The sequence below is a fragment of the Tautonia sociabilis genome, from assembly GCF_003977685.1.
GTDB classification, from domain to species: Bacteria; Planctomycetota; Planctomycetia; order Isosphaerales; family Isosphaeraceae; genus Tautonia; species Tautonia sociabilis.
On sequence record NZ_RYZH01000031.1, the window covers coordinates 1 to 22,318 of the forward strand.

At 70.0% G+C, this 22,318-nt stretch carries 14 protein-coding genes and 1 pseudogene; 8 read left to right on the forward strand and 7 right to left on the reverse strand.

Going from position 1 to position 22,318, the window contains the following annotated elements; translation table 11 throughout:
• Positions 1-225 precede the first annotated feature (225 nt).
• On the reverse strand, positions 226-1,353 hold the full coding sequence (locus TsocGM_RS15810; protein WP_126726436.1) for a Gfo/Idh/MocA family protein: 1,128 nt from the start codon (positions 1,351-1,353) through the stop codon (positions 226-228).
• Between the two features lie 239 nt (positions 1,354-1,592).
• On the opposite strand from TsocGM_RS15810, the gene TsocGM_RS15815 reads away from it, so the two are divergent.
• From TsocGM_RS15815 to TsocGM_RS15825, 3 genes are all read left to right on the forward strand, one after another.
• The gene (locus tag TsocGM_RS15815; RefSeq protein WP_126726437.1) at positions 1,593-3,611 is read left to right on the forward strand and encodes a carbon starvation CstA family protein; all 2,019 of its coding nucleotides are present in this window, start codon (positions 1,593-1,595) and stop codon (positions 3,609-3,611) included.
• A gap of 118 nt (positions 3,612-3,729) precedes the next feature.
• Positions 3,730-5,430: a sodium-dependent transporter gene (locus tag TsocGM_RS15820; RefSeq protein WP_126726438.1), complete on the forward strand. Its 1,701-nt coding sequence runs from the start codon at positions 3,730-3,732 to the stop codon at positions 5,428-5,430.
• Positions 5,427-5,606 (forward strand): hypothetical protein, encoded by a 180-nt coding sequence (locus tag TsocGM_RS15825; RefSeq protein WP_126726439.1) that lies wholly within the window; start codon positions 5,427-5,429, stop codon positions 5,604-5,606. The genes TsocGM_RS15820 and TsocGM_RS15825 overlap by 4 nt, the downstream gene beginning before the upstream one ends.
• 218 nt (positions 5,607-5,824) lie before the next feature.
• Here TsocGM_RS15825 and TsocGM_RS15830 read toward each other — a convergent pair whose 3' ends face one another.
• Positions 5,825-7,579: an alanine/glycine:cation symporter family protein gene (locus TsocGM_RS15830; RefSeq protein ID WP_126726440.1), complete on the reverse strand. Its 1,755-nt coding sequence runs from the start codon at positions 7,577-7,579 to the stop codon at positions 5,825-5,827.
• Between the two features lie 209 nt (positions 7,580-7,788).
• The gene (locus TsocGM_RS15835; RefSeq protein ID WP_126726441.1) at positions 7,789-8,433 is read right to left on the reverse strand and encodes a 3-keto-disaccharide hydrolase; all 645 of its coding nucleotides are present in this window, start codon (positions 8,431-8,433) and stop codon (positions 7,789-7,791) included.
• Positions 8,434-8,574: 141 nt separating this feature from the next.
• On the opposite strand from TsocGM_RS15835, the gene TsocGM_RS15840 reads away from it, so the two are divergent.
• Positions 8,575-9,252, forward strand: coding sequence for a nitroreductase family protein (locus tag TsocGM_RS15840; RefSeq protein ID WP_126726442.1), 678 nt, complete (start codon positions 8,575-8,577; stop codon positions 9,250-9,252).
• 359 nt (positions 9,253-9,611) lie between these two features.
• Positions 9,612-10,193, forward strand: a pseudogene (locus TsocGM_RS27150) (GDSL-type esterase/lipase family protein); the annotation flags it as partial.
• A gap of 285 nt (positions 10,194-10,478) precedes the next feature.
• Here TsocGM_RS27150 and ispD read toward each other — a convergent pair.
• Positions 10,479-11,243 (reverse strand): 2-C-methyl-D-erythritol 4-phosphate cytidylyltransferase, encoded by a 765-nt coding sequence (gene ispD / locus TsocGM_RS15850; protein ID WP_126726444.1) that lies wholly within the window; start codon positions 11,241-11,243, stop codon positions 10,479-10,481.
• 271 nt (positions 11,244-11,514) lie between these two features.
• Here ispD and TsocGM_RS15855 point away from each other — a divergent pair, with 271 nt between their 5' ends.
• The 3 genes from TsocGM_RS15855 to TsocGM_RS15865 all read left to right on the forward strand — a co-directional run bounded on the left by TsocGM_RS15855 (position 11,515) and on the right by TsocGM_RS15865 (position 16,688).
• Positions 11,515-14,034 (forward strand): LemA family protein, encoded by a 2,520-nt coding sequence (locus TsocGM_RS15855; RefSeq protein ID WP_126726445.1) that lies wholly within the window; start codon positions 11,515-11,517, stop codon positions 14,032-14,034.
• Positions 14,035-14,346: 312 nt separating this feature from the next.
• The gene (gene sppA, locus TsocGM_RS15860; protein ID WP_158633583.1) at positions 14,347-15,333 is read left to right on the forward strand and encodes a signal peptide peptidase SppA; all 987 of its coding nucleotides are present in this window, start codon (positions 14,347-14,349) and stop codon (positions 15,331-15,333) included.
• 56 nt (positions 15,334-15,389) lie between these two features.
• Positions 15,390-16,688, forward strand: coding sequence for a hypothetical protein (locus tag TsocGM_RS15865; RefSeq protein WP_126726447.1), 1,299 nt, complete (start codon positions 15,390-15,392; stop codon positions 16,686-16,688).
• Here TsocGM_RS15865 and TsocGM_RS15870 read toward each other — a convergent pair.
• The 3 genes from TsocGM_RS15870 to TsocGM_RS15880 are packed head-to-tail and all read right to left on the reverse strand — an operon-like array spanning position 16,683 to position 22,167.
• The gene (locus TsocGM_RS15870) at positions 16,683-17,783 is read right to left on the reverse strand and encodes an aromatic ring-hydroxylating oxygenase subunit alpha (protein WP_199756805.1); all 1,101 of its coding nucleotides are present in this window, start codon (positions 17,781-17,783) and stop codon (positions 16,683-16,685) included. The genes TsocGM_RS15865 and TsocGM_RS15870 overlap by 6 nt on opposite strands.
• 6 nt (positions 17,784-17,789) lie before the next feature.
• Positions 17,790-20,297: a zinc-dependent metalloprotease gene (locus TsocGM_RS15875; protein ID WP_199756806.1), complete on the reverse strand. Its 2,508-nt coding sequence runs from the start codon at positions 20,295-20,297 to the stop codon at positions 17,790-17,792.
• Positions 20,298-20,334: 37 nt separating this feature from the next.
• Positions 20,335-22,167: an exo-alpha-sialidase gene (locus TsocGM_RS15880; protein WP_126726448.1), complete on the reverse strand. Its 1,833-nt coding sequence runs from the start codon at positions 22,165-22,167 to the stop codon at positions 20,335-20,337.
• Between the last annotated feature and the right edge of the window lie 151 nt (positions 22,168-22,318).

Sequence of the window (22,318 nt, forward strand, 5' to 3'; positions counted from 1 at the left end):
AGGAGAGCAGGAGAGCAGGAGAGCAGGAGAGCAGGAGAGCAGGAGAGCAGGAGAGCAGGAGAGCAGGAGAGCAGGAGAGCAGGAGAGCAGGAGAGCAGGAGAGCAGGAGAGCAGGAGAGGAGAAGAGCAGGAGAGGAGGAGAGGAGAAGACCCGCCGGGAAGCGATCGGCGATGCCCACGAGGTTCTGCTCCGAGGCCTCGAGCCCCCGACAGGCCCCGGTCCCCTCATCCCCGGCTCGCCCCCTTGAGCCGCTCCAGCGGGTGCGATCGGTCGGCCAGTGGCAGGGCGACCGGGCCCCCGGCGACCTGGGAGGCGTAGGTGGCCAGGATCATCTCGATCGAGGCCCGGCCGTCGGCGCCGGAGACGACCGGCGGGCGGTCCTCCTCGACGGCGGCGATCAGGTCGGCCACGATCCGGCGGTTGCCGTCGAGCAGGCCACCCGACGGCAAGGGCTCGGCCAGGCCGACGCCGGCGCTGGTGATCGGCTCCCAGCCGGCTCCGCCGGGGGAGTCGAACCATCGGGGGTCCCGGAGCAGGTACGCCTCGGGCAGCCAGCCGGTCCCCGTGAGGATGACGCCCCGCTCGCCGAAGATGCGGAGGCCGAACCGGCTCCCCGGCTCGGTGGGGCGGGCGGTGGCGAAGTGGGCGACCGCGGGGGAGTCGGCGAAGCCGTACATCGCGTCGACCCGGTCGCCGGCCAGGGGGCCGATCCCCTCGGCGCCGTCCCGGACGTGCTCGGAGGTGATCGGGACGCCGCCGTCGGTGACTCGGGCGAAGCACCACGACGGGTCGCCGAGCACGGCCCGGAACAGGTCCATGATGTGAGTGCCGAGCACCATCAGGTCCTCGCCTCCCCCTCGGCGGTCCTCCTTGCCTCGGCCCCGGAGCTCGAGGACGGGGCCGATCACGCCGTCGGCGACCAGCGTCTTGACCTGCTCGAAAATCGGGCTGACCCGGGTCTGGAAGGCGATGGCGAGCTTGACGTGGCTGGCGTCGCAGGCCGAGAGCATGGCGTCGCAATCGGCGGGGGAGGGGGCCATCGGCTTCTCCAGCAAGATCCCCCGGACGCCGAACTCGGCGCAGGAGACGACCATCTCCCGGTGGCAATCCAGCCAGCGGGGGCCGACGGCGACAAACTCGGGGCGCTCGCGTTCGAGCATCTCGCGGTAGTCGGCATAGGAGCGGTCGACGCCGAGCCGGGAGGAGGCGGCGGCTCGGCCGGCCTCGTCCTCGTCGGCCACGGCGACCAGAGTGAACTTCGGCTCCTCGGCGAAGGCGCGGTCGAGGTCGTGGCCGTAGTTTCCCCGGCCGGTGCGGCCGATGACGGCAGCGCGGTAGGGCGGCTGGAACATGGCGAGCACTCCCGGATGGTTGCGGCGGCCCGGCGACGGCGACGGCGACGGCGACGGCGACGGCGACGGCGACGCCCAGCATGCCTGGCCGGACGATCCGACGCAAGCCGCTCTCGCCCCGTCGCTTCGGTCGAGGCGTCCCGCTTGAAGGGCGGCGCCCGGAGCCTTAGACTGGGGCGATCGCCGATCGATCTGCCTGCCGGCGAGGGTCGACCGTCCTCCGAGTTCGGGGCCGTTCCATGCAGACGTTGCTGATCGCGCTGGGCGCGGGTGTGGCGTTCCTCGTCGCCTATCACACCTACGGCCGTTGGCTGGGCCGGACGATCTTCCGGTTGTCGGCGGATTACGTCTGCCCCTCGCACCGCCTGCGGGACGACGCCGACTACGTGCCGACCGCTCGAGCGGTCGTCTTCGGCCACCACTTCACCTCGATCGCCGGCACCGGGCCGATCGTCGGCCCGGCCATTGCCGTGATGTGGGGCTGGGTGCCGGCCCTGCTCTGGGTGGTCTTCGGCTCGATCTTCATCGGCGCCGTGCACGACTTTGGCGCCCTGGTCGTCTCGATCCGCAACAACGGCCAGACGGTGGGGGACATCGCCGGCCGGCTGATCAACCGCCGGGCGCGGATCCTGTTCCTGCTGATCCTGTTCCTGGCCCTGACGATCGTGCTGGCGATCTTCGGCCTGGTGATCGCCGCCGTCTTCCGTCAGTACCCGGCGTCGATCTTCCCGTGCCTGGTGCAGATCCCGATCGCCGTGGCCATCGGGATCTGGCTGCACCGCAAGGGGGCGGCCCTGGCGGTGCCGTCCGTGATCGCGCTGGCCCTGATGTACCTGACGGTCATCTTCGGCGATGAGAACACGCCGGTCGCCTCGCTGTCGTTCCTGCCGGGGTGGCTCGCCTCGGGGATCGAGGCGGTCGAGGCGACCTTGCACGGCTGGAACGCGACGATGGCCGGGTGGAGCACGATCACCTGGGTGGGACTTCTGCTGATCTACTCGTATATCGCCTCGGTGATCCCGGTCTGGATCCTGTTGCAGCCGAGGGACTACATCAACTCGCTCCAGCTCATCAGCGCGCTGGGCCTGATCGTCGTCGGCCTGGCCGTCGCCGCCTTCGCCGGGGGCGCCCCGGTCGGGGAGGAGGGGGCGAGGCCTCCCCTGGCGATCGCCGCGCCGGCCGTGGACTTCAGCCCGACCGACGCGCCGCTGATCTTCCCGTTCCTGTTCGTGACGATCGCCTGCGGGGCCATCAGCGGCTTCCACTGCCTGGTCAGCAGCGGCACCTCGAGCAAGCAGATCGACCGCGAGCCCGACGCCCGGTTCGTCGGCTACGGCGGGATGCTCACCGAAGGGTTCCTGGCGACGCTGGTGATCCTGGCCTGCGTGGCGGGGCTGGGGCTGGGGATCCCGGGAGAAAACGGGGCGCCGCTGCTCGGCGGCGCGGCGTTCGCCGAGCGGTACGGATCGTGGAACACCTCGGGAGGACTGGCGGCGACGGTGGGCGCCTTCGTCGACGGCTCGGCGAACTTCCTGAAGGCGATGGGGCTTCCGGAGGGGGTGTCGGTCGCCTTGATGGGCGTGCTGGTGGCCTCGTTCGCGGGGACGACGCTGGACACGGCGTGCCGGCTCCAGCGGTACGTGGTGCAGGAGCTGGCGAGGGCGCTGATCGGCGGCGGTCGCGCCGAGGCCGAATCGCCCGACGCCCCGCTGTTCCGGCGCGAGCCGGTGCCGTTGTCGGCCCACCCGCTCTCGTGGCTGGCGAACAAGCACGGGGCGACGATCTTCGCCGTGGTGCTCGCCGGCGCCCTGGCCGCCTTCCCGAAGGCCGGGCAGCAGTGGTCCTGGGCCAACGCGGGGCAGGGGGGGCTGATCCTCTGGCCACTCTTCGGCGCGACGAACCAGCTGCTCGGCGGGCTCTCCTTCCTGGTGATCGCCTTCTACCTCCGCCGCCGGGGCCTGCCGAACTGGTTCCTGATCGCCCCGCTGATCTTCATGCTGCTCTTGCCCGCCTGGGCGATGCTCTGGCAGATCTTCATCGACGCCCCCGGCCCTGGCGGCTCCTGGCTGGCCGACCGGCAGTGGGTCCTGCTCGGGATCGGCTTGGCGACGACGGTGCTGGAGGCGTGGCTGGTGGTCGAGGCGCTGCTGCTCTGGCCCCGGATCGCAGGGGTACTGGAACCGTTGGTCGCTCCGGAGCCGGTGACCTTCGCCCCGCAGGGGGCGGCCTCGGCGGTCGGCAGCGGGGCGGGGGCCTGATCGCCCTCCCGGGAGGCTTCCTCCCCCCTGGCAAGGCCGGGCCGGATCTGCTACAGGGGCTGAGCTGGCCAGGGATTCCATCCGATGAGTCGAGGGACCGGACCCGACGGGGGGTTGAATGGCGAAGAACGAGCGGTGGGCCTCGCGCGTCGGGCTGGTGCTGGCGATGGCCGGCAACGCGGTGGGGCTGGGGAATTTCCTGAGGTTCCCAGCCCAGGCGGCACAGAACGGCGGCGGGGCGTTCATGATCCCGTACCTCGTCTCGCTCGTCGTGATGGGGATCCCGTTGATGTGGATCGAGTGGACCATGGGTCGCTTTGGCGGCGGCCAGGGGCACCACTCGACGCCGGGCATCTTTCAGTCGATGGGCAAGAGCCGGCTCTGGAAGTACGCCGGCGTGCTCGGGCTGCTGACGTGCCTGGGGATCGCGTCGTACTACCTGTACATCGAGTCGTGGTGCCTGTCGTATTCCATCTACTCGCTGCTCGGCGGGTTCCAGCCGCCGGAGGGCGTCTCGCCTGAGGATGCCGCCGCCTTCGCCAGCGGGGCGCCGTCGGCCTTCTTCAACCGGATCACGGGACAGCAGGAAAATCAGATCTTCGCCATCAGCATGCCAGGGCTGGTGATGTTCGCCATCTGCATTGGCATCAACATCTTCATTCTCTCCCGGGGAGTGGCCGGGGGGATCGAGGTGGTGGCCAAGGTGGCCATGCCGCTGCTGCTGCTCTTCGGCGTGGTGCTGGCGGTCAAGGGGCTGATGAACGACCCAGTGGCTGAGGAGGCGGTGAAGTACAGCCCGTGGATCGGGCTGAACTATGTCTGGGAGCCAGACCTCACTCAACTGGGTAATCCAGCGGTCTGGCTGGCGGCGGCCGGGCAGATCTTCTTCACGCTGTCGATCGGCATGGGGTCGATCCACTGCTATGCGTCGTACCTCCGCAGGAAGGACGACGTGGCCCTGACCGGCGCCACCACGGCCTGGACCAACGAGCTGTGCGAGGTGGTGCTCGGCAGCGCCCTGCTGCTGCCGATCGCCGTCAGCTACCTGGGGCTGGAGGCGGTCCAGGAGCAGTCGGGCTTCGGCCTGGCGTTCATGACCCTGCCAACGCTGTTCAACAACTGGGGACAATTCGCCCCGCTGGCCGGCTTCCTCTGGTTCGGCCTGCTGTTCCTGGCGGCGATCACCAGCTCGCTGGCGATGGGGCAGCCGGTGATGGCGTTCCTGGAGGACGAGTTCAAGCTCAGCCGCGTCAAGGCGTCGTGGGCCCTGATGGGGATGATCTTGCTGCTGGCCGTGCCGGTGGCAACGATCACACAGGCTGGCGTCTTCGACGACTTCGACTTCTGGGTCGGCACCTTCGCCCTGGTCGTCTTCGCGCTGCTGGAGGTGATCCTCTTCGCCTGGGTCTTCGGCATGGACCGGGGCTGGGAGGAGCTGATGCGAGGGGCCGAATTGAAGGTGCCCCGGGCGTTCTACTACATCACGAAGTACGTCACCCCGGTCTTCATCATCGTGATCCTGCTGGCGGCGGTCTTCAAGCCAAGCGTCGGCTGGGACGGCTTCTTCAGGTCGATCGGCGCGGGGGAGGGCATCCCCTCCTGGGAATGGGCCGGCGACAGCGTGATCGGCAAGCTCCTGCACAAGGACCTGCAGGCCCCCCACGGAGCCTCTCCCGAGGTCGCCACCTACTACCAATGGCTCCGGATGATCCGCACGTTCGACCGGCTGGCGCTGGCCGGGCTCTTCCTGTTCTTCTCGGTGCTGGTGGCCATCGCCTGGTCGCGCAAGAACACCCAACCGAAGGGGACCGGCGCATGAACACCGACGGCATGACCACCTCGGCCTGGCTCTTCATGGGGATCGTCTGGTCGGTCGTCCTGCTGATGACCGCCTACTGCTTCGCCAAGCTGCTGACCTCGAAGCAATTCACCGAGCCCGACACCGACCAGGACCACACCCCGCCGTTCAAGGTCGAGGAGGACGACCTGGGCTGAGCGGGCTCCTCGGGCCACCTGGGGAGAGCGGGGCCCGGCCCGAAGGGACAAGACCCGCCGGCCCCTGATCGCTCCCGATTGCTTCCCCGGCCCCGCTCCCCGCCTGCGGGGAGCGGCCGGGAAGCCGGGGCCGTGTCGACCCCGGACCGTCCACGGTGGGGTCGCCACGACCCCACCTCCCCTCGATGCGAGTGCTCCGCGATTCGAGAACTCCGGGATCACTCGACGTCTCGGCCCTCGACGACGTCGATAATCGGAGGAGCCTCATGGGGGCCTTCCATCTCGCCGAGCCGCATGCGGCGGAAGTAGTCGTTGAAGGCGTTCATCGCCTGGTAGCTCATCGCGAGGATGATCGGCACGTTGGCCACGAGCATCACGCCGGTGCCCAGGTCGGCGAGGTTGCCAAGCTGAGTGTCGGTGCGGATGAAGTTGGGCAGCGTGACGACGACCGTGGCCAGGCAGAAGACAACCTTGTAGGCCGGAACGGCCTTCTCGCTGAACAGATAGACGATCCCCTGCTCGCCGTAGTAGGCCCAGGAGATCAGGGTCGAGATGGCGAACAGCCAGCAGGCGGCCGTCACCAGCCACTTGCCCAGGCCGGGGACGGCCCGGTCGAAGGCCAGGCCGGTCAGGGCGGCCCCCACAAGGTCGCGGTAGACGCCAGTGTCGACGAGGGTGGCGCCGTCGCTCGCCTCGGCGGGCAAGTCGCCCCAGGAAATCCGGAGGCCTCCGTTCCCATCGGAAACCACGGTGCCGGGGACCCGGACAAGATTGCTGCCGGTGTCTCCCGAGGTCTCGGCGACCTCGGCGACGAGGAAGAAGCTGTTCCCTTCGGTCCAGCGGTCGGGAGCGGGCAAGTCGGGAAGGCTCTCGATGGAGGTGTCGGCGAGGACCTCGAGCGAGCCATCGGCGCCTTCAACCAGGGCGATCTGCCCCTCGAACGGACCGGCGGCCTCGCGGTTCCAGGTGCCGGTGACGAGGATGACCAGGGCGGTCAGTGTGCAGACGAGGCAGGTGTCGATGAACGGCTCGAGCCCGGCGACCACACCCTCTCGAACCGGCTCGTTGGTCTTGGCGGCGGAGTGGGCGATGGGGGAGGTGCCCTGGCCGGCCTCGTTGGAGAACAGAGCGCGGCGGAGGCCGGTGGTCAGACCGAACCAGGCGGTGGCGCCGAGAAAGGCGCCGCCGGCCTCGGTGGGGTTGAAGGCCTCTCGGACGACCATCGCCAGCAGGGCGGGCACGTCGGCCGCCTTGAGGATCAGCACCGCCACGCCCGCCAGCAGGTACAGCCCGCACATGAACGGCACGAGCCGGCCGGCCACGTCGCCGATCCGCTTGATGCCGCCGATGATCACCGTGCCGGTGATCATCGCCAGCACGATGCCGGTGACAATCGTCGGCACGCCGAAGTAGGTGTTGGTGATCGAGGCGACGTTCCAGGCCTGGAACATGTTGCCGCCGGTCATGGTCGAGATCAGCAGCGTGACGCAGAAGATGGCGCCGATGGCCCAGGCGACCGGCCTGGCCCAGCCGCCGACGCGGTCGCCGAAGCCGCGCTTGATCACGTACATGGCGCCGCCGTGGGGGTTCTCCGGGTCGCTGGTGTCGCGATAGATCATCGCCAGCGTGACCTCGACGGCCTTGATCGCCATGCCGAGGAAGCCCGTCACCCACATCCAGAACAGTGCCCCCGGCCCTCCGATGCCGATGGCCAGCGCCACGCCGCCGATGTTCCCCAGGCCGACCGTGCCCGACAGCGCCGCCGAGAGCGCCTGGAAGTGGTTGATGGCCCCGGGATCGCTCTTGTCGTCGTAGGTGCCGCGAAGCACCTTCACGCCGTGGGTCAGGGCGCGAAACTGGATGAACTTGCTCCAGATCGTGAACAGGATGCCCGTGCCCAGCAGCGCGAAGAAAGTGGGCGTGCTCCAGAGGGCCCCGATCACGTCGTTCATGACCTGATTATACGTATCCATCGATGGCTCCGGGCCAGAGGACGGGACGCGGGCGCGAGGAGAAGAGAGGAGAGGAGAGGGGAGGTGAGGGCGAGGCGGGGGTCGGCGTCGGCCTCGGCGGCTCCGGCCGGCTCGATCGCTGGGAGAGGAGGGGGGCCGGCCGGCTCCCAGGAGGGGGACGCCGGCCGGGGGATCGATCGGGGAGGCCCGCCGATCGGCGGGGGCCGGGGTCAGTTGGAGGGCAGCTCCATCACCTCGACCTTCCGGATCTTCACCGTACTGCCCGGGTCGTGGCCCTGGAAGGCGAAGTGCCCGCTCTCGTACTGGCGGTCGTAGTCGAGCAGCTCATAGAGGACCTTGCCGTTGACCTTCACGATGATCGACGTGACGGGAGAGCCGCGATACACCACGTCCTTGACCTCGACCTCCTGGGTGAACCAGGTGTCGGGCGGAACGAGCTGCTCGTAGACGTGCACCCGGGTGTAGATGGAGCCGGTCTTGATCGGGTCGCGGTGGGTGCTGTTGATCTGGCACTCGTAGCCGCCGGTGAAGGTGGGGCCCTTCTCGGAGCGAAAGTACATGCCGGAGTTGCCGCCGTCGTTGATGCTGATCTCGGCCCGGAAGCGGAAGTTCTTGTAATCTCCCTTCGGGCTGAAGAGCATCGACGCTTCGCCAGTGCCGACGAGCATGCCATCCTCGACGGTCCACTTGCAGTTCGAACCCTCGCGCAGGGGAATCATCTCCCAGCCGCTGAGGGTTTCGCCGTCGAACAGGGAGACCCACTCCTCGGCCGTCGGCTCGGCCGCGGGGGCCGCCTGTGGGACGAACAGCGCCAGTAGGGCCGGCGCCCAAATGTTCCGGAGCATGGTGTTCATACCTCGCGATTCGGCGACAACGATCCTCGGGCCGCCCGGCCAACCCGGGCCAAACGGCCGAGATGCCGCATCTTACGACAGCCCGCTCCCCGACGCCAGCACCCGCCTCGCCCGCCCTTGCCCCTGGAGGAACCCCCGATCATGACCGCCGCCGAGGCCATCCTCCGACGCCGATCCTCCCCCCGATTCGACCCCGATCTCCCCGTCACCGGCGAGGAACTCGTCCGCCTGCTGGGCCTCGCCCGCCACTCGCCGTCGCAACACAACTTGCAGCCCTGGCGCTTCCTCGTCGTGCGAGACCGGGCCAACCGCGACCGACTCCGCCGCTGGGCCTTCGGCCACCCCGCGCTCGCCGACGCCCCCGTCGCCCTGCTGCTGCTCGGCTACCTTTATCCGCACCGAAGCCACTGGGACGCGATCCTCAAACAGATGAGAATGCAAGCTTACATTGACTCAGAGGCCGTCTTTCGCCGGGACGCCGAGGTCCGTCGCGACCTGGCCGCCGAGCCGGATCTCGGCTGCTGGGCCTGCAAGAACGCCATGCTCGCCGCCGCCACCCTGATGATCGCCGCCGAGGGGCTCGGCCTGGCCTCCTGCCCGATCGACCGCTTCGACCCCGGCCCCATCCGGGACGACTTCGGCATCCCCGCCGACCACGCCCTCTGCGCCCTCATCGCCCTCGGCCATCCCGCGCTCCCCGACGAGGTCCCCTCCCTCGGCCGCCTCCCCCTGGCCGAACTTTGCTTCGAGGAGCACTTCGGCCGCCCCTGGACGCTCGGAGAACCCGACCTGGCCGAGGACCAACGGCCGGAGGACTGACGCCTCCTCCCCCAGACGATCGCTCATGCCGGAGTTCTTCGATGTTCGATGATTGACCGTTGCACGGGGGAGCGGTTCGGGACGATCATCCGCCGCTCCCGGCCTCCGCCCCCAGCCTTCCCGAAGCGCCGACCGCCATCGACCGACGCGATTCCGCCCCTCGGATCCTCATGAGCCGACGTCTCCCCTCCCGCCGATCGCTCCGGGTCCTCTCGGCAGCCGCCCTGCTCGCCGCGCCGCTGGCGGCGATGGCGGCGGCCTATGTCGCCGTGCTGGCCTCCTCGAGGCCGGAGCAACGATCACCGACGAGGGCGATCCCCAGGCCGGACCTGCCCGGCTGGCTGCGAGAGCACACCGCGATGGTCGCCTCGGCGTCGTCCGGCTCTCGGATCGACCTGCTGTTCCTCGGCGACTCGATCACCCGGGGCTGGCTCGGCGCCGGCCGGGCTCCGTTCGACGGCGAGGGGAGGGAACTGTGGCGGACTCGGCTCGAACCCCGAGGCGCGGCGAACTTCGGCATCGGCAGCGACCGGATCGAGCACCTGCTCTGGCGGATCCGGCACGGAGAACTGGCCGGGATCGAGCCGGCGGTGGTGGTGATTCTGATCGGCTCGAACAACATCGGCCTCGATCCGCCGGAGGAGATCGCCGCGGGGATCGCCGCCGTCGTCGCCGAGGTCCGGCGCCGGCTCCCCCGGTCGGTCCTCCTGCTGATGGCCCTGCCTCCCCGAGGGATCTCGCCGCAGCATGCCCCGCCGCCGGACCGGGACCGCCCGCATCCCGACGTCGCCGAGGTCAACCGCCTCATCGCTCCCCTCGGCCGGCTCCCCCGGGTGCTCGTCGTCGACTTCGGCTCCCTCCTGCTCGACGCCGACGGCCTCCTGCCCCGCTCCACCTTCCCCGACTATCTCCACCTCTCCCGCCCCGGCTACCGCCGCTGGGCCGAGGCGATCGAGCCTCACCTGAGGATCTTCCTCGGGGCGCCGCCGACTCCGGCCGGAGCCCCGGATCCATCGGCCGACGACGGAGGAGCAACACGAGACGGCGAGGGGCCGGAGGACGGCCGGCAGAGCAGGCCATCGGCCTCGGAGGAGGGAGCACGAGAAGAGACCGGAGGGACGAGGAGAAACCGAGGGCCTCGGCGGGGGACGATCGCCGCCGATTCCCGCTCCGATCCGGCCGATCGCCCCGGGAGCCCCCCGCCGTCTCGCCTCGGCGACCCGTCCTCAGCCCGGCCCTTCTCCCCACATCGCTCGCTCGTCCGCGAAGGGGTGGGCCGGCCCTCCCCGGGGGCGGGATCGGGAGAGGACGCGGGCAATCGCCTCGGCCATCCGGAGATCGTCTCGGGTGGTGATCTTCAGGTTGAACGGCGAGCCGGCGACGATCCGGCAAGGGTGGCCGATCGCCTCGACGAGCTGGGAGTCGTCGGTCACCGGGACCGCGAGGTTGGGGCGGTTGGCGTGAGCCCGGCGTAGGAGGTCGATCGCGAACGCCTGAGGGGTCTGGACGCCGTACAGCCCCTCCCGGGAGACGGTCTCGACGACCAGCCCGTCGGGGCCGACTCGCTTCAGCGTGTCGGCCACCGGCACGCCGGGCAGGGCGGCGCCGTGCGACCGGGCGGCGTCGAAGACGGCGTCGATCAGCTCGGTCGAAGGGAACGGCCGGGCGGCGTCGTGCACGGCGACGAACGCGCAAGACGGGTCGACCCGGTCCAGGCAGGACGCCACGGTGTCGAACCGCTCGGCCCCGCCCTCGACGACCGTCAGCCCCAGGAACGCGGCGTTGGCGCGGTAGCGGCGGTCGAACAGCTCGCGGTCCTCGGGGGCGATGGCCAGGATGAGCTGAGCCACGTCCTCCCGGTTGACGAACGGCTCGACGGCCCGCAGCCAGACGGCCCGGCCGTCGATCTCGTGGTAGATTTTTTTCTGCTTCGCGTCGCCGAACCGCCGCGATCGGCCGGCGGCCGGGAAGATGACGGCGAACGGCCCCATGTCCGGACCTCCTTCGGATCGGGGGATCGGATCGCCCGCGTCGACTCGCCCCGTATGGTATTGTCGGGGGGCCGCCCCGGGGCGTCAACGACGGGAGAGCGGGCGGATCGACCCATCGATCGGAGCCGATTGATCGCTCGGCCTCCCCGCCGGCTCGCCACAATGAACCGCCCCGGGGGCCGAATGCATCGGGAGGGCGATCGGCGCCGGGGCCGATCGCCCCAGCGCCGCGGTGATGAGTCGCGACCGGCGATCGGGGTGGGAGCGTGTCATGCTCAGGATGTCCCAGGCCATCTTGCTGATCGGGTTGATCGGGGTCGTGCTCGCCGGCCTGCTGCGCCGGAGTCGGGGATGGCACCCGGCCGAAGGCCCGGACGGCAGCGGTCGGCTCGGCCTCCTTCCGACCCTGGTGCTGGGGGCCGCCACAATCGGCGCCCTGGTGGGCTCGGCGGCGCTCGGCGACGCCGGCTTCGATCGCCTGAGACGCCAGCGAGACCTGGAGCGCGTCCCCCGCACCGAGGTGGCCGCCGCCATGACCGGAGAGATCAACCTCTCCGGCGTCGCCCAGCCCGACGACGGCTCCCCGCTCGTCGCCGCCCCCCGATCGGGCGTGCCCTGCCTGTACTTCTCCTACACCGAGGAGCGCAAGACCACCGACTCCGACGGCGACACCCGATGGGAGACGGTCGAGAGCCGAGAGGACTGGGCCCGCTCCTTCCAGCTCCTCGACGACTCCGGGGCGATCCGGGTCCTCCCCTCCAACGGCGGCATCTTCCGCACCGAGGGCTCGGACCTGTCCGAAACCGTCGGCGACCGCCGCTACACCGAGCATCGCATCGAGCCCGGCCAATCCGTCTTCGTCTTCGGCTTCGCCCAGGTGGACGCCGAGGGGAGGGGCGCCGTCGAGTTTGAATCCCCCGGGCACTACTCGCCGATTGTCGCCGAGGGGGACGAGCTGGGGCAGCGCCGGGGGATGGCGACCGTCGCGATCGTGCTCATCTGGGCGGGGCTCGCGAGCCTCTCGTTCGCCGTCTACTTCGGCTGCTGGCTCTCCCGGATCCACCAGTCGCCGGCCTACCTGGCCACGCTGGCGCTGGTGATGGTCGTCGGCCTGTCCTTTTGCGGCCTTCGGATGATGCACGCCGACCTGCTCGGGTCGCGAGACCGGCTGGAGCGTGCCCGGGCCTCGGCCCGGGAGGCCGTGGCCGAGCTGCTCCGCCGCAAGGGGATCTCCTGGAACGGCGACTGGGCCGCCCTCGGGCGCTTCGACGACCGGGCCGCCTTCGCCCCGCTCGACGACCGAGAGCGCCGCCGCCTGACCCGGCTCCGGATCGACCTGGCGCGTGCCGTCCTCCGGGCCAACGCCATCCGGGATCGCTTCCCCGAGCGCCTGCTCGCCCCCCTCTGGGGAGTCTCTGCCTTCGAGCCGATCCCACTGCCCGAGGCCGACACCGAGGCCCTCGCCCGGCTCGACGGCGAGTTCCGCGTCGCCCGGCTCGGCGGTGGGCTGGCCGCCTCGATGGGAGGAGGAGCCGTCATCGTGACGCTCCTCGGCTCGTGGTTCGGCCTGAGGCGCGTGAAGGAGAAACGCTACATCGAGAACGTGCCCACCAGCCCCACGACCGGCGTGGCCGTCGGCTTCGCCGAGGTCATCGGCACCATCGAGCCCGCCGACGGTGAGCGGTCGCTCTCCGGGCCGCTCTCCGACCGCCCCTGCGCCCACTTCCATTACACCGTGCAGGAGCGCCGGGGCTCGGGAAAGAACGCCAAGTGGGTGACGATCGAGGACCGCACCGAGCACGTCCCCTTTTATTGCCGAGACGACGAGGGCCGCCTGCTGGTGCTTCCCGAGGGGGCCGAGATCCTCACCCGCCACCGCTCCAGCCGCCGCGAGGGGAGCCTCCGCTACAGCGAAACCCGCCTGGAGCTGGGCGACCCGCTTTACGCCCTGGGCAGCGTGACGATCGAGCCGGAGGAGATGACCTCGCTTCGCCTGGAACGCGGGAATGAGCGATCGCTTCCCTATATCCTCAGCAATTACTCCGAGTCGGCGTTGATGCACCGCAAGGCACGAGTCGGCCAGTTCTGGGTGACGCTGGCGATCGACGCGCTGATTCTCCCCGCCCTGCTCGCCTTCGGCGTCGCCGGCTCGTTCCAGCCAACCGACTTCCTCGCCGCCACCAGCGTGGCGGTCGGCTATTTCGCCCTCGCCGTGGCGATCCTCCTGTTCAACGACCTGGTCTTCCTCCGCAACCGAGTCCGGCGAGCCTGGCACAACATCGACGTTTCCCTGAAGAAGCGCGCCGACCTGCTACCCAACCTCCAGCGCGTCGTCCAGTCGTACCTCTCCCACGAGCGCGGAGTGCGGGAGGACCTCGCCCTGCTGCGCCGATCCTACGGCGGCGGCGCCGTCTTGGATCCGACCCATGCCGCCGAGGCGCTCACCGCCGAGCGATCGCTGCTTGATCACATCATCGGCCTCCGCGAGGCCCTCCCCGAGCTCAAGGGGGACTGCCTGACCGCCGACCTCATGCGCCGGCTCACCCTGCTGGAGAACGAGGTGGCCCTGATGCGCCAGGGCTACAACGACGCCGTCGAACGCTACAACACCCGGATCGCCCACATCCCCGAGGTGCTGCTCGCCGTGCCGTTCGGCTTCACCGAGGCCTCGTTCTTCCGGGCCCCGGTCGAGGTCCACGAGGCCCCCCGGGTCGAGTTCTCGACGAGCGGGGCGGAACCGAGGACCGGCGGAAGCGAGGAGGATGCCGGACCGCCCATGCCGGACGCTTGAGACGGATACCGGAGGCAGAGCCGCCGGTCTCGAGCGAAGGAGCGGGCGCGCTCGCAGGAGGCTCTCGGCCAATTCCCCCTGGTTCCTCTCGGTTCTCCTCGAGGTCGGGCCCCCATCCTCGCGATTCCGAGGGCCGGGGGCCGCTGGCGGGCTCGACTCCGGTAAGCTCCGACGCCAGCAACCGATCGTCCCGGACGGCCTCGGCCCCCTCGGGCCACTTCCGGCCCAGGGTCCAGCCGCAGTAAGATGAGGACGGACCTGATCGGTTCGAGCCGCCCGACGACCTCCCCGCCCTCGCCAACCCGAGCGCCGATGAGCACGCATCCCTCGCCTCCCCCCGGCCAGACGATCTTCGTGGAGCGCAACGCGAAGCCAGGCTGCCTCCGCCGGCTGCTCTGGCCGGTGCTCCTGGTTTCCCTGCTGCTGAACGCCAGCTACCTGTCGAGGGAAACCTCGGGCCTGACGCCCGATCGCCTGGAGGAGCAGTACGTCCTCGGCTCCATCAACCCGGCGGCCGACAAGGTGGCGGTCGTCCGGATCGAGGGCCTGATCGCGCTGGACACGGTCGACCACGCGGTGAGCCAGATCCGCCAGGCCCGCACCGACGAGAAGGTCAAGGCCGTTGTTCTCCGAGTTGACTCCCCCGGCGGGACCGTGACCGGCTCCGACCAGATCTGGCGAGAGGTCGAGCTGCTCAAGCGAGCCGGCAAGCCCGTGGTCGTCTCCATGGGCGGCCTGGCCGCCTCGGGAGGCTACTACGTCTCGGCCCCGGCGGATCTGATCATCGCCGAACCGACCACGACCACGGGCTCCATTGGTGTCATCATCGAGCTGCCCAACGCCTCCGACCTGCTCGACAAGGTTGGCGTCGACTTCCGCGCCGTCACCGCCGGCGAGTGGAAGAACATGGGCTCCCCCTTCGAGCCCTTCACCGATCGCGAGCTGGCCCGCTTCCAGGAGATGGTCGACGACACCTACGACCGCTTCCTCCGCGTCGTCGCCCAGGGGAGAAAGCTGACGATGGCCCGAGCCCGGGAGGTTGCCGACGGCAAAATCTACACCGCGGCCGAGGCTCTCTCCGTCGGCCTGGTCGATCGCCTCGGCTACCAGGAGGACGCGATCGCCGAGGCCATCCGCCTGGCCGACCTGGAATCCCCCCGCGTCGTCCGCTACAACCGCCCGTTCAGCCTCGGCTCCCTGTTCAGCTTCTCCGCCGCCTCCGCCAGCCGCCCCGCATTGATCGACGAAAAGACAATCATGGAATTGCGCACTCCTCGAATGCTGATGATCCTGCGCTAATCGGCCCGTCCTCCGACCTCCCTCATCTTCACCCACCATCGGCCCTGGATCCCGCCATGCAGCCCGACCTCCGCCTCGGCACCTTCGACGTCGACGCCTCCCCCCCCATGGGGCACCCCCTCTGTGGGGGCTGGATCAAGCCGGTCGTCGGCCAGGACGACCCGCAACGGTTCCGGGGCGTCGTGCTGCTGGGATCCGACGCGCCGATCGTCCTCGCCTCGCTGGACTGGACCGGCGTGCTCAACGAGTCGCACCGCATCTGGACCGAGCGGCTCGCCGAGGCCGCCGGCACCTCTCCCGACCGAGTGGCGCTGCACTGCGTCCACCAGCACAACGCCCCGTTCATCGATCTCGTCGGCAACCGCCTCCTCCGGGACGCCGGCGCCGACCCGCTGCTGTTCGACGAGCGCTTCGTCGACGACCTGATGGTCCGCTCCGCCGCCGCCGTGGCCGAGGCGGTCCGCTCCGCCTCCCCGGTCGACCTGCTCGGCATCGGCTCGGCCGACGTGGAACAGGTCGCCTGCAACCGCCGCGTCATAGGGCCCGACGGCCGCATCAAGTACACCCGCACCAGCGCCACCCGCGACCCCGCCGCCCGCGCCGAGCCCGACGGGACGATCGACCCGACCCTCCAGTCGATCTCCTTCTTCCGCAACGGCGCTCCCGTCGCCCGCCTGTACTACTACACGACCCACCCGATGAGCTACTACGGCGACGGCCGCGTCTCGGCCGACTTCGTCGGCCTCGCCCGCTCCCGGCGAGACGCCGACGAGGCCGGCACCCTGCACGTCTACTTCACCGGCGCCGCCGGCAACGTGACCGCCGGCAAGTACAACGACGGCTCTCCCGAAAATCGCCCCGTGCTCGCCGACCGCGTCTACCGCGCCATGACCGCCGCCGACGCCTCGGCCGAGGACCACCCCTTCGACCACCTCTCCTGGGCCACCCTTCCCATCCACTTCGACGCCCGGGAAGACCTCGACCTCGACCGCCTCCGCGCCATCGTGGCCGACCCGGACGCCTCGGTCGTCGACCGCAACCGCAACGCCATGACCTGTTCCTGGCTGATGCGGCTGGAATCGAAGCGCCCCATCCTCCTCGGGCGGCTCGACACCAACGCCGGCAGCATCCTCCACCTGCCGGCCGAGACGTTCGTCGAGTACCAGCTTTACGCCCGCTCCCTGGCCGGCAACGTCCCCCTCGCCGTGGCCGCCTACGGCGACGGCGGCCCCTGGTACATCCCCCTGGAACGCTCCTACCGCGAGGGGGGCTATGAGCCCTCCGTCTCCTGGGTGAGCACGATGTCGGAGCCAATGTACAAGTCGAAGATCGAGGAATTGCTCCGCCGCTCATGACTGCGGCGGCAGGTCGCCCAGTTCCCTCAGGATCAGCGCGTCGAACGCTCGCAGCAGGTCTTCCCTCCCGGAGTAGGGCCCCGGCCGGTACGCCCGGGAGGCGATCCCCTGCTGCGAAAGCTCGCAGACGCGCCAGTCCTGCCGGTTCGTCTCGTCCCAGAAGGCGACCGCGTCGGACGGGTCGAAGTCGGCCCGAGCCATCGCCCCGGGGTGGAAGTGCCAGGAGCAGACGACCTCCGTCCGGTCCTCGGCCCGGGGCCAGAGCAGGTGCGTCATCATGAAATCGGGGTGCAGGCTCAGGAGCAGGTTCGGCAGGATCGCGTAATACTGCACCGAGCGGCACTCGGCCGGGCCAAGCCCCGGGAGCGTCGGCCGCCGAGTCGTCCCCTCGGGAGTCATCGAGGCCACGCCCTCGCGCAAGGTCATCGCCCCGCCGAGGTACCCCGGCGCCGCCGGCTCATTCTCGCCGCTGAGGTAGTGCGACAGCCGGGTCAACGCCGGGTGGATCACCGGACAGTGCAGGCATTCGGAATAGTTCTGGATGATCAATTTCCAGTTCGCCGCCACGTCGTAACTGATTCGTCTCGCCTCCACCAGCTCGGCCATCCCCCACGGCCGGAACCGATCGGGGAGCGCGCCGAGCTGGTCGGCGATCGGCTTCGGATCGTCACCAAGATTGATGAAGACATGTCCATCCCACTCCGCCGTCGAGACTCCGGCCAGCGGCCAGTCCTCGGGCCGGAACCCGGGGGCCTCATCCATGTGCGGGGCCCCGATCAGCCTTCCGGCCAGGTCGTACGTCCAGGCATGATACGGGCACCGGATCGTGCCGCCGGTCTTCCCGACCGGTTCGGCACAGAGCCGAGTCCCCCGGTGCCGGCAGACGTTGAAGAACGCCCGGATCGCCCCGGCGTCGTCACGCACCAGGATGATCGACTCCTCGCCAACCTCTCGGACGACGAAGTCCCCCCGGCCGGGCAGCTCTCCGGACCGGCCGGCGCAGACCCAATTCCGCATGAAGAAGTGTTCGATCTCCCGGCGGAACTGATCCGGGTCGGTGTAGTAGTGCGCCGGCAGGGTGAGGGCGAGGGGCATGGCCGATCATCCCCGGCCGCTGCCGATGGGGTCGCCGGGAGGAGCCGGCGGCGGCTCGGCCCGGGACCGGACGGGCGCCGGCCGCTCCAGGAACCGGGTGATGTCGTCCCGGATCGCCCGGCGGGGGGCCGGGTCCGGGCCATCGTCGGGATCGACACGATCGAGGATGCCGCGGAGGGCCTCGGTCGCGGTCGCCCGCACCTCGGGGGCGGCCTCGTCGTCGTCGGCCAGCTCCATCAGCCGGGTCACGACCAGAGATTGCACGGCCCTTCGGATCGCCCCGACGCTTCCGGAGGCGGGCGCTCCGTCTCGCCACGCCCGGTCGACCAGCGCGCCGACCACCTCGTTGAAGTCGGGATACGACTCGTCGCGGGAGTGGTAGTCGATGAGCCGGGCCGCCCGCTCGCGCCGCAGCAGGCCCGACACCGCCAGGTCGGCGGCGATCGAGGCCGCGGCGACCGGGTCGAAGGTTGGTCCCGTGTGGCCGGAGAACGACTCGGCCGTGCCGCCCTGGTAGCCGAACGGCCGGGGAGGGATCAGGGCGAGGAGGCGATCCGGCAGGACGAGCGTTTCCGGGTCGATCGTCGCGAGCACCGCGTCGAGCGCCTCGCGCTGTCTCCTCGCGGGGACGATCGCGACGACCGGCTCCGGGACGGTCCCGTCCCCGTCCTTGACGGCATAGGTGTAGGACGCGCCGCCGACACTCTTGACGGCCGCCTGGAGCTGAAAGCGGTGGTGCAGATACAGCGGCAGGAGCTTCGCCTCCAGCATGGCCATCGGCGAGCCGTTGTCGATGTTGGCCGGGCCGAACCGCTCCAGCCCGATCCGACGGACTTCCAGCTCGTGGCGGAGCATGGCGACCGGATCGTCGCCGTTGTCCCAGAGGTTCGCCAGCGGGTGCGCCGCCCCGGCGGGGCGGGCGTCGGCGTCGGAGAGGAAGAGCATGCCGGCGGCGACCCCCTCGCGGATGATCCGATCCAGCTCCTCCTCCTCGTCGGCTTCGGGAGGGAACGGGGTGTAGGCGTATCGGATCGCGAACGTGTCGTAGGCGCCGATGCCTTCGGCGTAGGCGTCGGACAGGTCGATCCCGCCCGATTGGGTCAGCCTCACCAGAGGGGCCGGGTAGTCCATCACCGACTCCCGGCCGTAGGTGCTGGCCGCGAAGTTGTGCGCCAGTCCGATCGTGTGTCCGACCTCGTGTGCCGAGAGCTGCCGGAGTCTCGCCAGCGCCATCGCCTCCGCGTCGACGGCCGGGTCCAGGTCGTCCAGGTACTCGGTCGACGGCATCAGGGCGCACTCGCATCCCATCGCGGAGGCGTCTGCTCCCAAGACCGGCACCAATCCCGTCCCGATCAGGTAGTCCTGCCGTACCCGGAGCGAGCCGAGCGTCACGTGTCCCTTGAGGATCTCCCCGGTTCTCGGGTCGATCACGCTCGACCCGTAGGACCACCCTCGCGTTGATCGGTGGACCCAGTTGATGACGTTGTAGCGGACGTCCATCGGGTCGGCGTCTTCGGGCAGGACCTCGACGCGGAACGCATTGATGAACCCGGCCGCCTCGAACGCCTCGTTCCACCAGGAGGCCCCCTCGACCAGCGCCGACCGGATCGGCTCTGGGGCTCCGGGGTCGACGTAGTAGACGATCGGCTCGACCGGCTCCGAGCGATCAGCCGCCGGATCCGCCTTCTCCAGCCGGTGGCGAGCGATCCATCGTGTCTCGATCGGCTCGTCGATCGGCTTCGCATAATCATAGAATTCGATGCCGAAAACGCCGACGCGAGGATCGAGCCGCCTCGGGGAGTAGGAGCCCTCGCCGTCGATCGGCGGCAGCTCGATGAACGACAGCCGCTGGCGGAGGCTGACCGCCTCGGGGCTCGGCGTCGTCTCCCGGAGGAGCCGGCCGGGGTCGCCCTCGGTGGCGAAGGTGAGCAGGGCCTCGATCTCGGTGTTCTTCGGGAATCCCCGGGTGCGGGGCAGGTCAATCGCGCTGCGGGCGACGTCCAGCCAGTAGCTCCCCTGATCCGACCTCCTCAGGGTGGCGGCGATCCCGTGCGCGTCTCTCAGAGCGAACGGCGAGAACTCCACCAGCACGCGATCCCCCTCGGCCGCCTCCACCTCGAAGCCGGCGAGCACGGAGGAGGCGAACGAGTCCTCCACCGCCCTCCGCTCCGCCTCCCGGCCGGTGAGGGCCCGGAACCTTGTGTTCCGCTCGATCATCAGCACCTTCGGCCCAATCCGGCGGAAGACGACCACCCGAGACTCGCCCAGTTGCCCGCGGTCCAGGCCGATCGGGTTCGAGCCCACGCCGGAGGAGAGGGACACCTGGTACAGGATCTCCTCGTCGAACCGAGCGAGTTCGGCCAGCAGCCTCCCGCCGACCTCGTCCCAGTAGAGGGGGATGAAGCCGTCGATCCTCGCCAGCCCCTCGGTCGCCTCGGCGATCGTCGGCGGGCCGGCGATCGTCTCGTCGGCGGCGGCCGGAAGGGCGATCATCGCGAGCAGAAGGCAACACATCGGCATCATCCCAGAGGTGAAGGTCGGGGCGGCAGCCTCAGCGGGGCTTCCGGCCGGCTCGGTGGTTGCCGACCGCCTCGGAGGTCCGCAGCGGCCGGCCGTACACGCGAACCGTTCCAAGCTGTCCGAACACGTTGGGCGCCAGGGTGGCCTGTCCCCGGCCGTTCACGTCTCCCAGCCCGGCGGGGAACCGGCCCCAGCCGAACTGGCGGAGGGCACCGCCGTCGTTGAAGACGCCATCGACGACGACGCTGATGATCCTCGGCCCGGCGTCGATGATGATCGTCACGTGCTGCCAGTCGCCGACCCGCAGCGTGCCGGGTCCGGTGCCGGGGTCGCTGTCCCAGAAGGCTTCGGTGGCGCCGTCGTTCAGCGAGAGGCCCAGGGTCGACCGACCGGTGGTGGCGACGAGCAGGCCTCGGCCCGTCTCGTCCCTCGTATCGAGCAACGTCTGGCCACCGGTCAGTTCCCGGAATCGGACCCGGAAGTCGAGGGTGAAGCCGCCGCGATCGGCCAGGTCGGGCAGGGGGGGCATGGCGACCTCGGCGCCCGGCTCAATCGGGTCGCCGGTCACCTCCAGAAGCAGCCCGTCGCGTTCGACCTCCCGGCGGTCGAACTGCCCCTTGAGGTCGGCGAGCAGGTCCGGGTCGACCTCGTGGACGCGGGCGATCTCCTTCTGCGTCTCGGTGACGTAGAGGAGGCCGCCGTCCTCGATGAAGTCGGGGTAGCTGATGCGGACGCTCGGGTTCTCGTCGTAGAGCAGGATCTCCGGCTCGGACCAGAGGATCTGCCCGTCGCGCTCGACCCCCGCCAGGATCCAGGCGGGGTTGCGGTCGTTGTAAGGCCCCCAGCCCTCGCGATGGACGGGCTCGCCGCCGTGGTTGTGGAACCAGTAGAGGAACGTGCCGTCGCCGAGCTTCTTCACGAAGTTGGCCGCTCTCGGGTGCTTCACCCGGCGGCGGCCAGGTCCGTAGGTCATGTAGGCAGGGGGCGTCCAGGTCCGGCCGCCATCCCGGCTGTAGGCGTGGCAGGGGTAGCCGTCGATGGTGCGGTAGGTGGCGAAGAGCGAGCCGTCGGACAGCTCGACCAGGTTCGCCTCGTCCGAGACCGGCCCCTTGGGGGCCCGGAGGCCGTCGTCCCCCTCGGGGAGCAGCTCCCAGCGGATCTTCGACGGATCCCGCTCGGTCAGGATGGTGTCGCTGCGCAGGAAGACGCCCTGCGATTCGACCATCGTGCCCGGCGTCCCCCACTTGCCGACCTTGGCGAAGCCGAAGATCGCCGCGTCGCGAGCAAGGATCGGCTTACCCACTCCCCAGAAGAACAGCGTTTTGCCGCCGGTGTTGTTCCCAAGGTCGATGTTCATGCGGCGCATCGGGATCTCGAACCGCTCGGCCGACCACGACCGGCCGCCGTCGTCGGAATAGCGGAAGGCATACTCGCCGAGCGTGTCCACCCGCTTGCCCGCTCCGGGCGGTACCGCCGGGAACTCCCGAATGTTCTCGGCGTTGTAAGTGTAAAATGCGTAGATGCGACCGCCCGGCACCTTCAGCGGCATCACCCAGGAGGCCTCCGGACCGCCGGCCGGCTCGATGGGGATGTGCTCCGACCAGGTCCGGCCGTGGTCGGTGCTGATCGTCGCCACGATGTGCTGGCCCGGCTGGCCCTCGACCCCCGCTCCGGTGGTCATCGTGCAGAGCCAGTGCCCCTGGTCGGTGACGACGACATACGGCTGGTCGCAGTAGCCCTCGTCGGGGATCACCCAGCCGTTCCGGATGTCCCTCGGATCCTGGGCCGTCGCGATCGCCGGGAGGAGCAGCAGGGCCAGCGAAGCCAGGAAGATCCGTCGGAGGGGGAGGGCTCGGGTCGGCATGGCTCGGCCTCGGGCGATCGGCGGGGACCGGGATCGATCGCCCCGAGGTTAGCCTTGCGTCGCCCCCGCCGCAAGGACACCGGCCGCCGAGCCCTTCCCCTCGGCGGCATGACGTCCGGCGCCCCCCGAGAGAGGGGCGCGGCCGGGCCGG

What these genes read in the sequence shown, in the direction of transcription:
- TsocGM_RS15810 (WP_126726436.1), bottom strand. Translation starts at nt 1,353, where the DNA reads ATGTTCCAGCCGCCCTACCGCGCTGCCGTCATCGGCCGCACCGGCCGG.
- TsocGM_RS15815 (WP_126726437.1), top strand. Translation starts at nt 1,593, where the DNA reads ATGCAGACGTTGCTGATCGCGCTGGGCGCGGGTGTGGCGTTCCTCGTC.
- TsocGM_RS15820 (WP_126726438.1), top strand. Translation starts at nt 3,730, where the DNA reads ATGGCGAAGAACGAGCGGTGGGCCTCGCGCGTCGGGCTGGTGCTGGCG.
- TsocGM_RS15825 (WP_126726439.1), top strand. Translation starts at nt 5,427, where the DNA reads ATGAACACCGACGGCATGACCACCTCGGCCTGGCTCTTCATGGGGATC.
- TsocGM_RS15830 (WP_126726440.1), bottom strand. Translation starts at nt 7,579, where the DNA reads ATGGATACGTATAATCAGGTCATGAACGACGTGATCGGGGCCCTCTGG.
- TsocGM_RS15835 (WP_126726441.1), bottom strand. Translation starts at nt 8,433, where the DNA reads ATGAACACCATGCTCCGGAACATTTGGGCGCCGGCCCTACTGGCGCTG.
- TsocGM_RS15840 (WP_126726442.1), top strand. Translation starts at nt 8,575, where the DNA reads ATGACCGCCGCCGAGGCCATCCTCCGACGCCGATCCTCCCCCCGATTC.
- ispD (WP_126726444.1), bottom strand. Translation starts at nt 11,243, where the DNA reads ATGGGGCCGTTCGCCGTCATCTTCCCGGCCGCCGGCCGATCGCGGCGG.
- TsocGM_RS15855 (WP_126726445.1), top strand. Translation starts at nt 11,515, where the DNA reads ATGCTCAGGATGTCCCAGGCCATCTTGCTGATCGGGTTGATCGGGGTC.
- sppA (WP_158633583.1), top strand. Translation starts at nt 14,347, where the DNA reads ATGAGCACGCATCCCTCGCCTCCCCCCGGCCAGACGATCTTCGTGGAG.
- TsocGM_RS15865 (WP_126726447.1), top strand. Translation starts at nt 15,390, where the DNA reads ATGCAGCCCGACCTCCGCCTCGGCACCTTCGACGTCGACGCCTCCCCC.
- TsocGM_RS15870 (WP_199756805.1), bottom strand. Translation starts at nt 17,783, where the DNA reads ATGCCCCTCGCCCTCACCCTGCCGGCGCACTACTACACCGACCCGGAT.
- TsocGM_RS15875 (WP_199756806.1), bottom strand. Translation starts at nt 20,297, where the DNA reads ATGTGTTGCCTTCTGCTCGCGATGATCGCCCTTCCGGCCGCCGCCGAC.
- TsocGM_RS15880 (WP_126726448.1), bottom strand. Translation starts at nt 22,167, where the DNA reads ATGCCGACCCGAGCCCTCCCCCTCCGACGGATCTTCCTGGCTTCGCTG.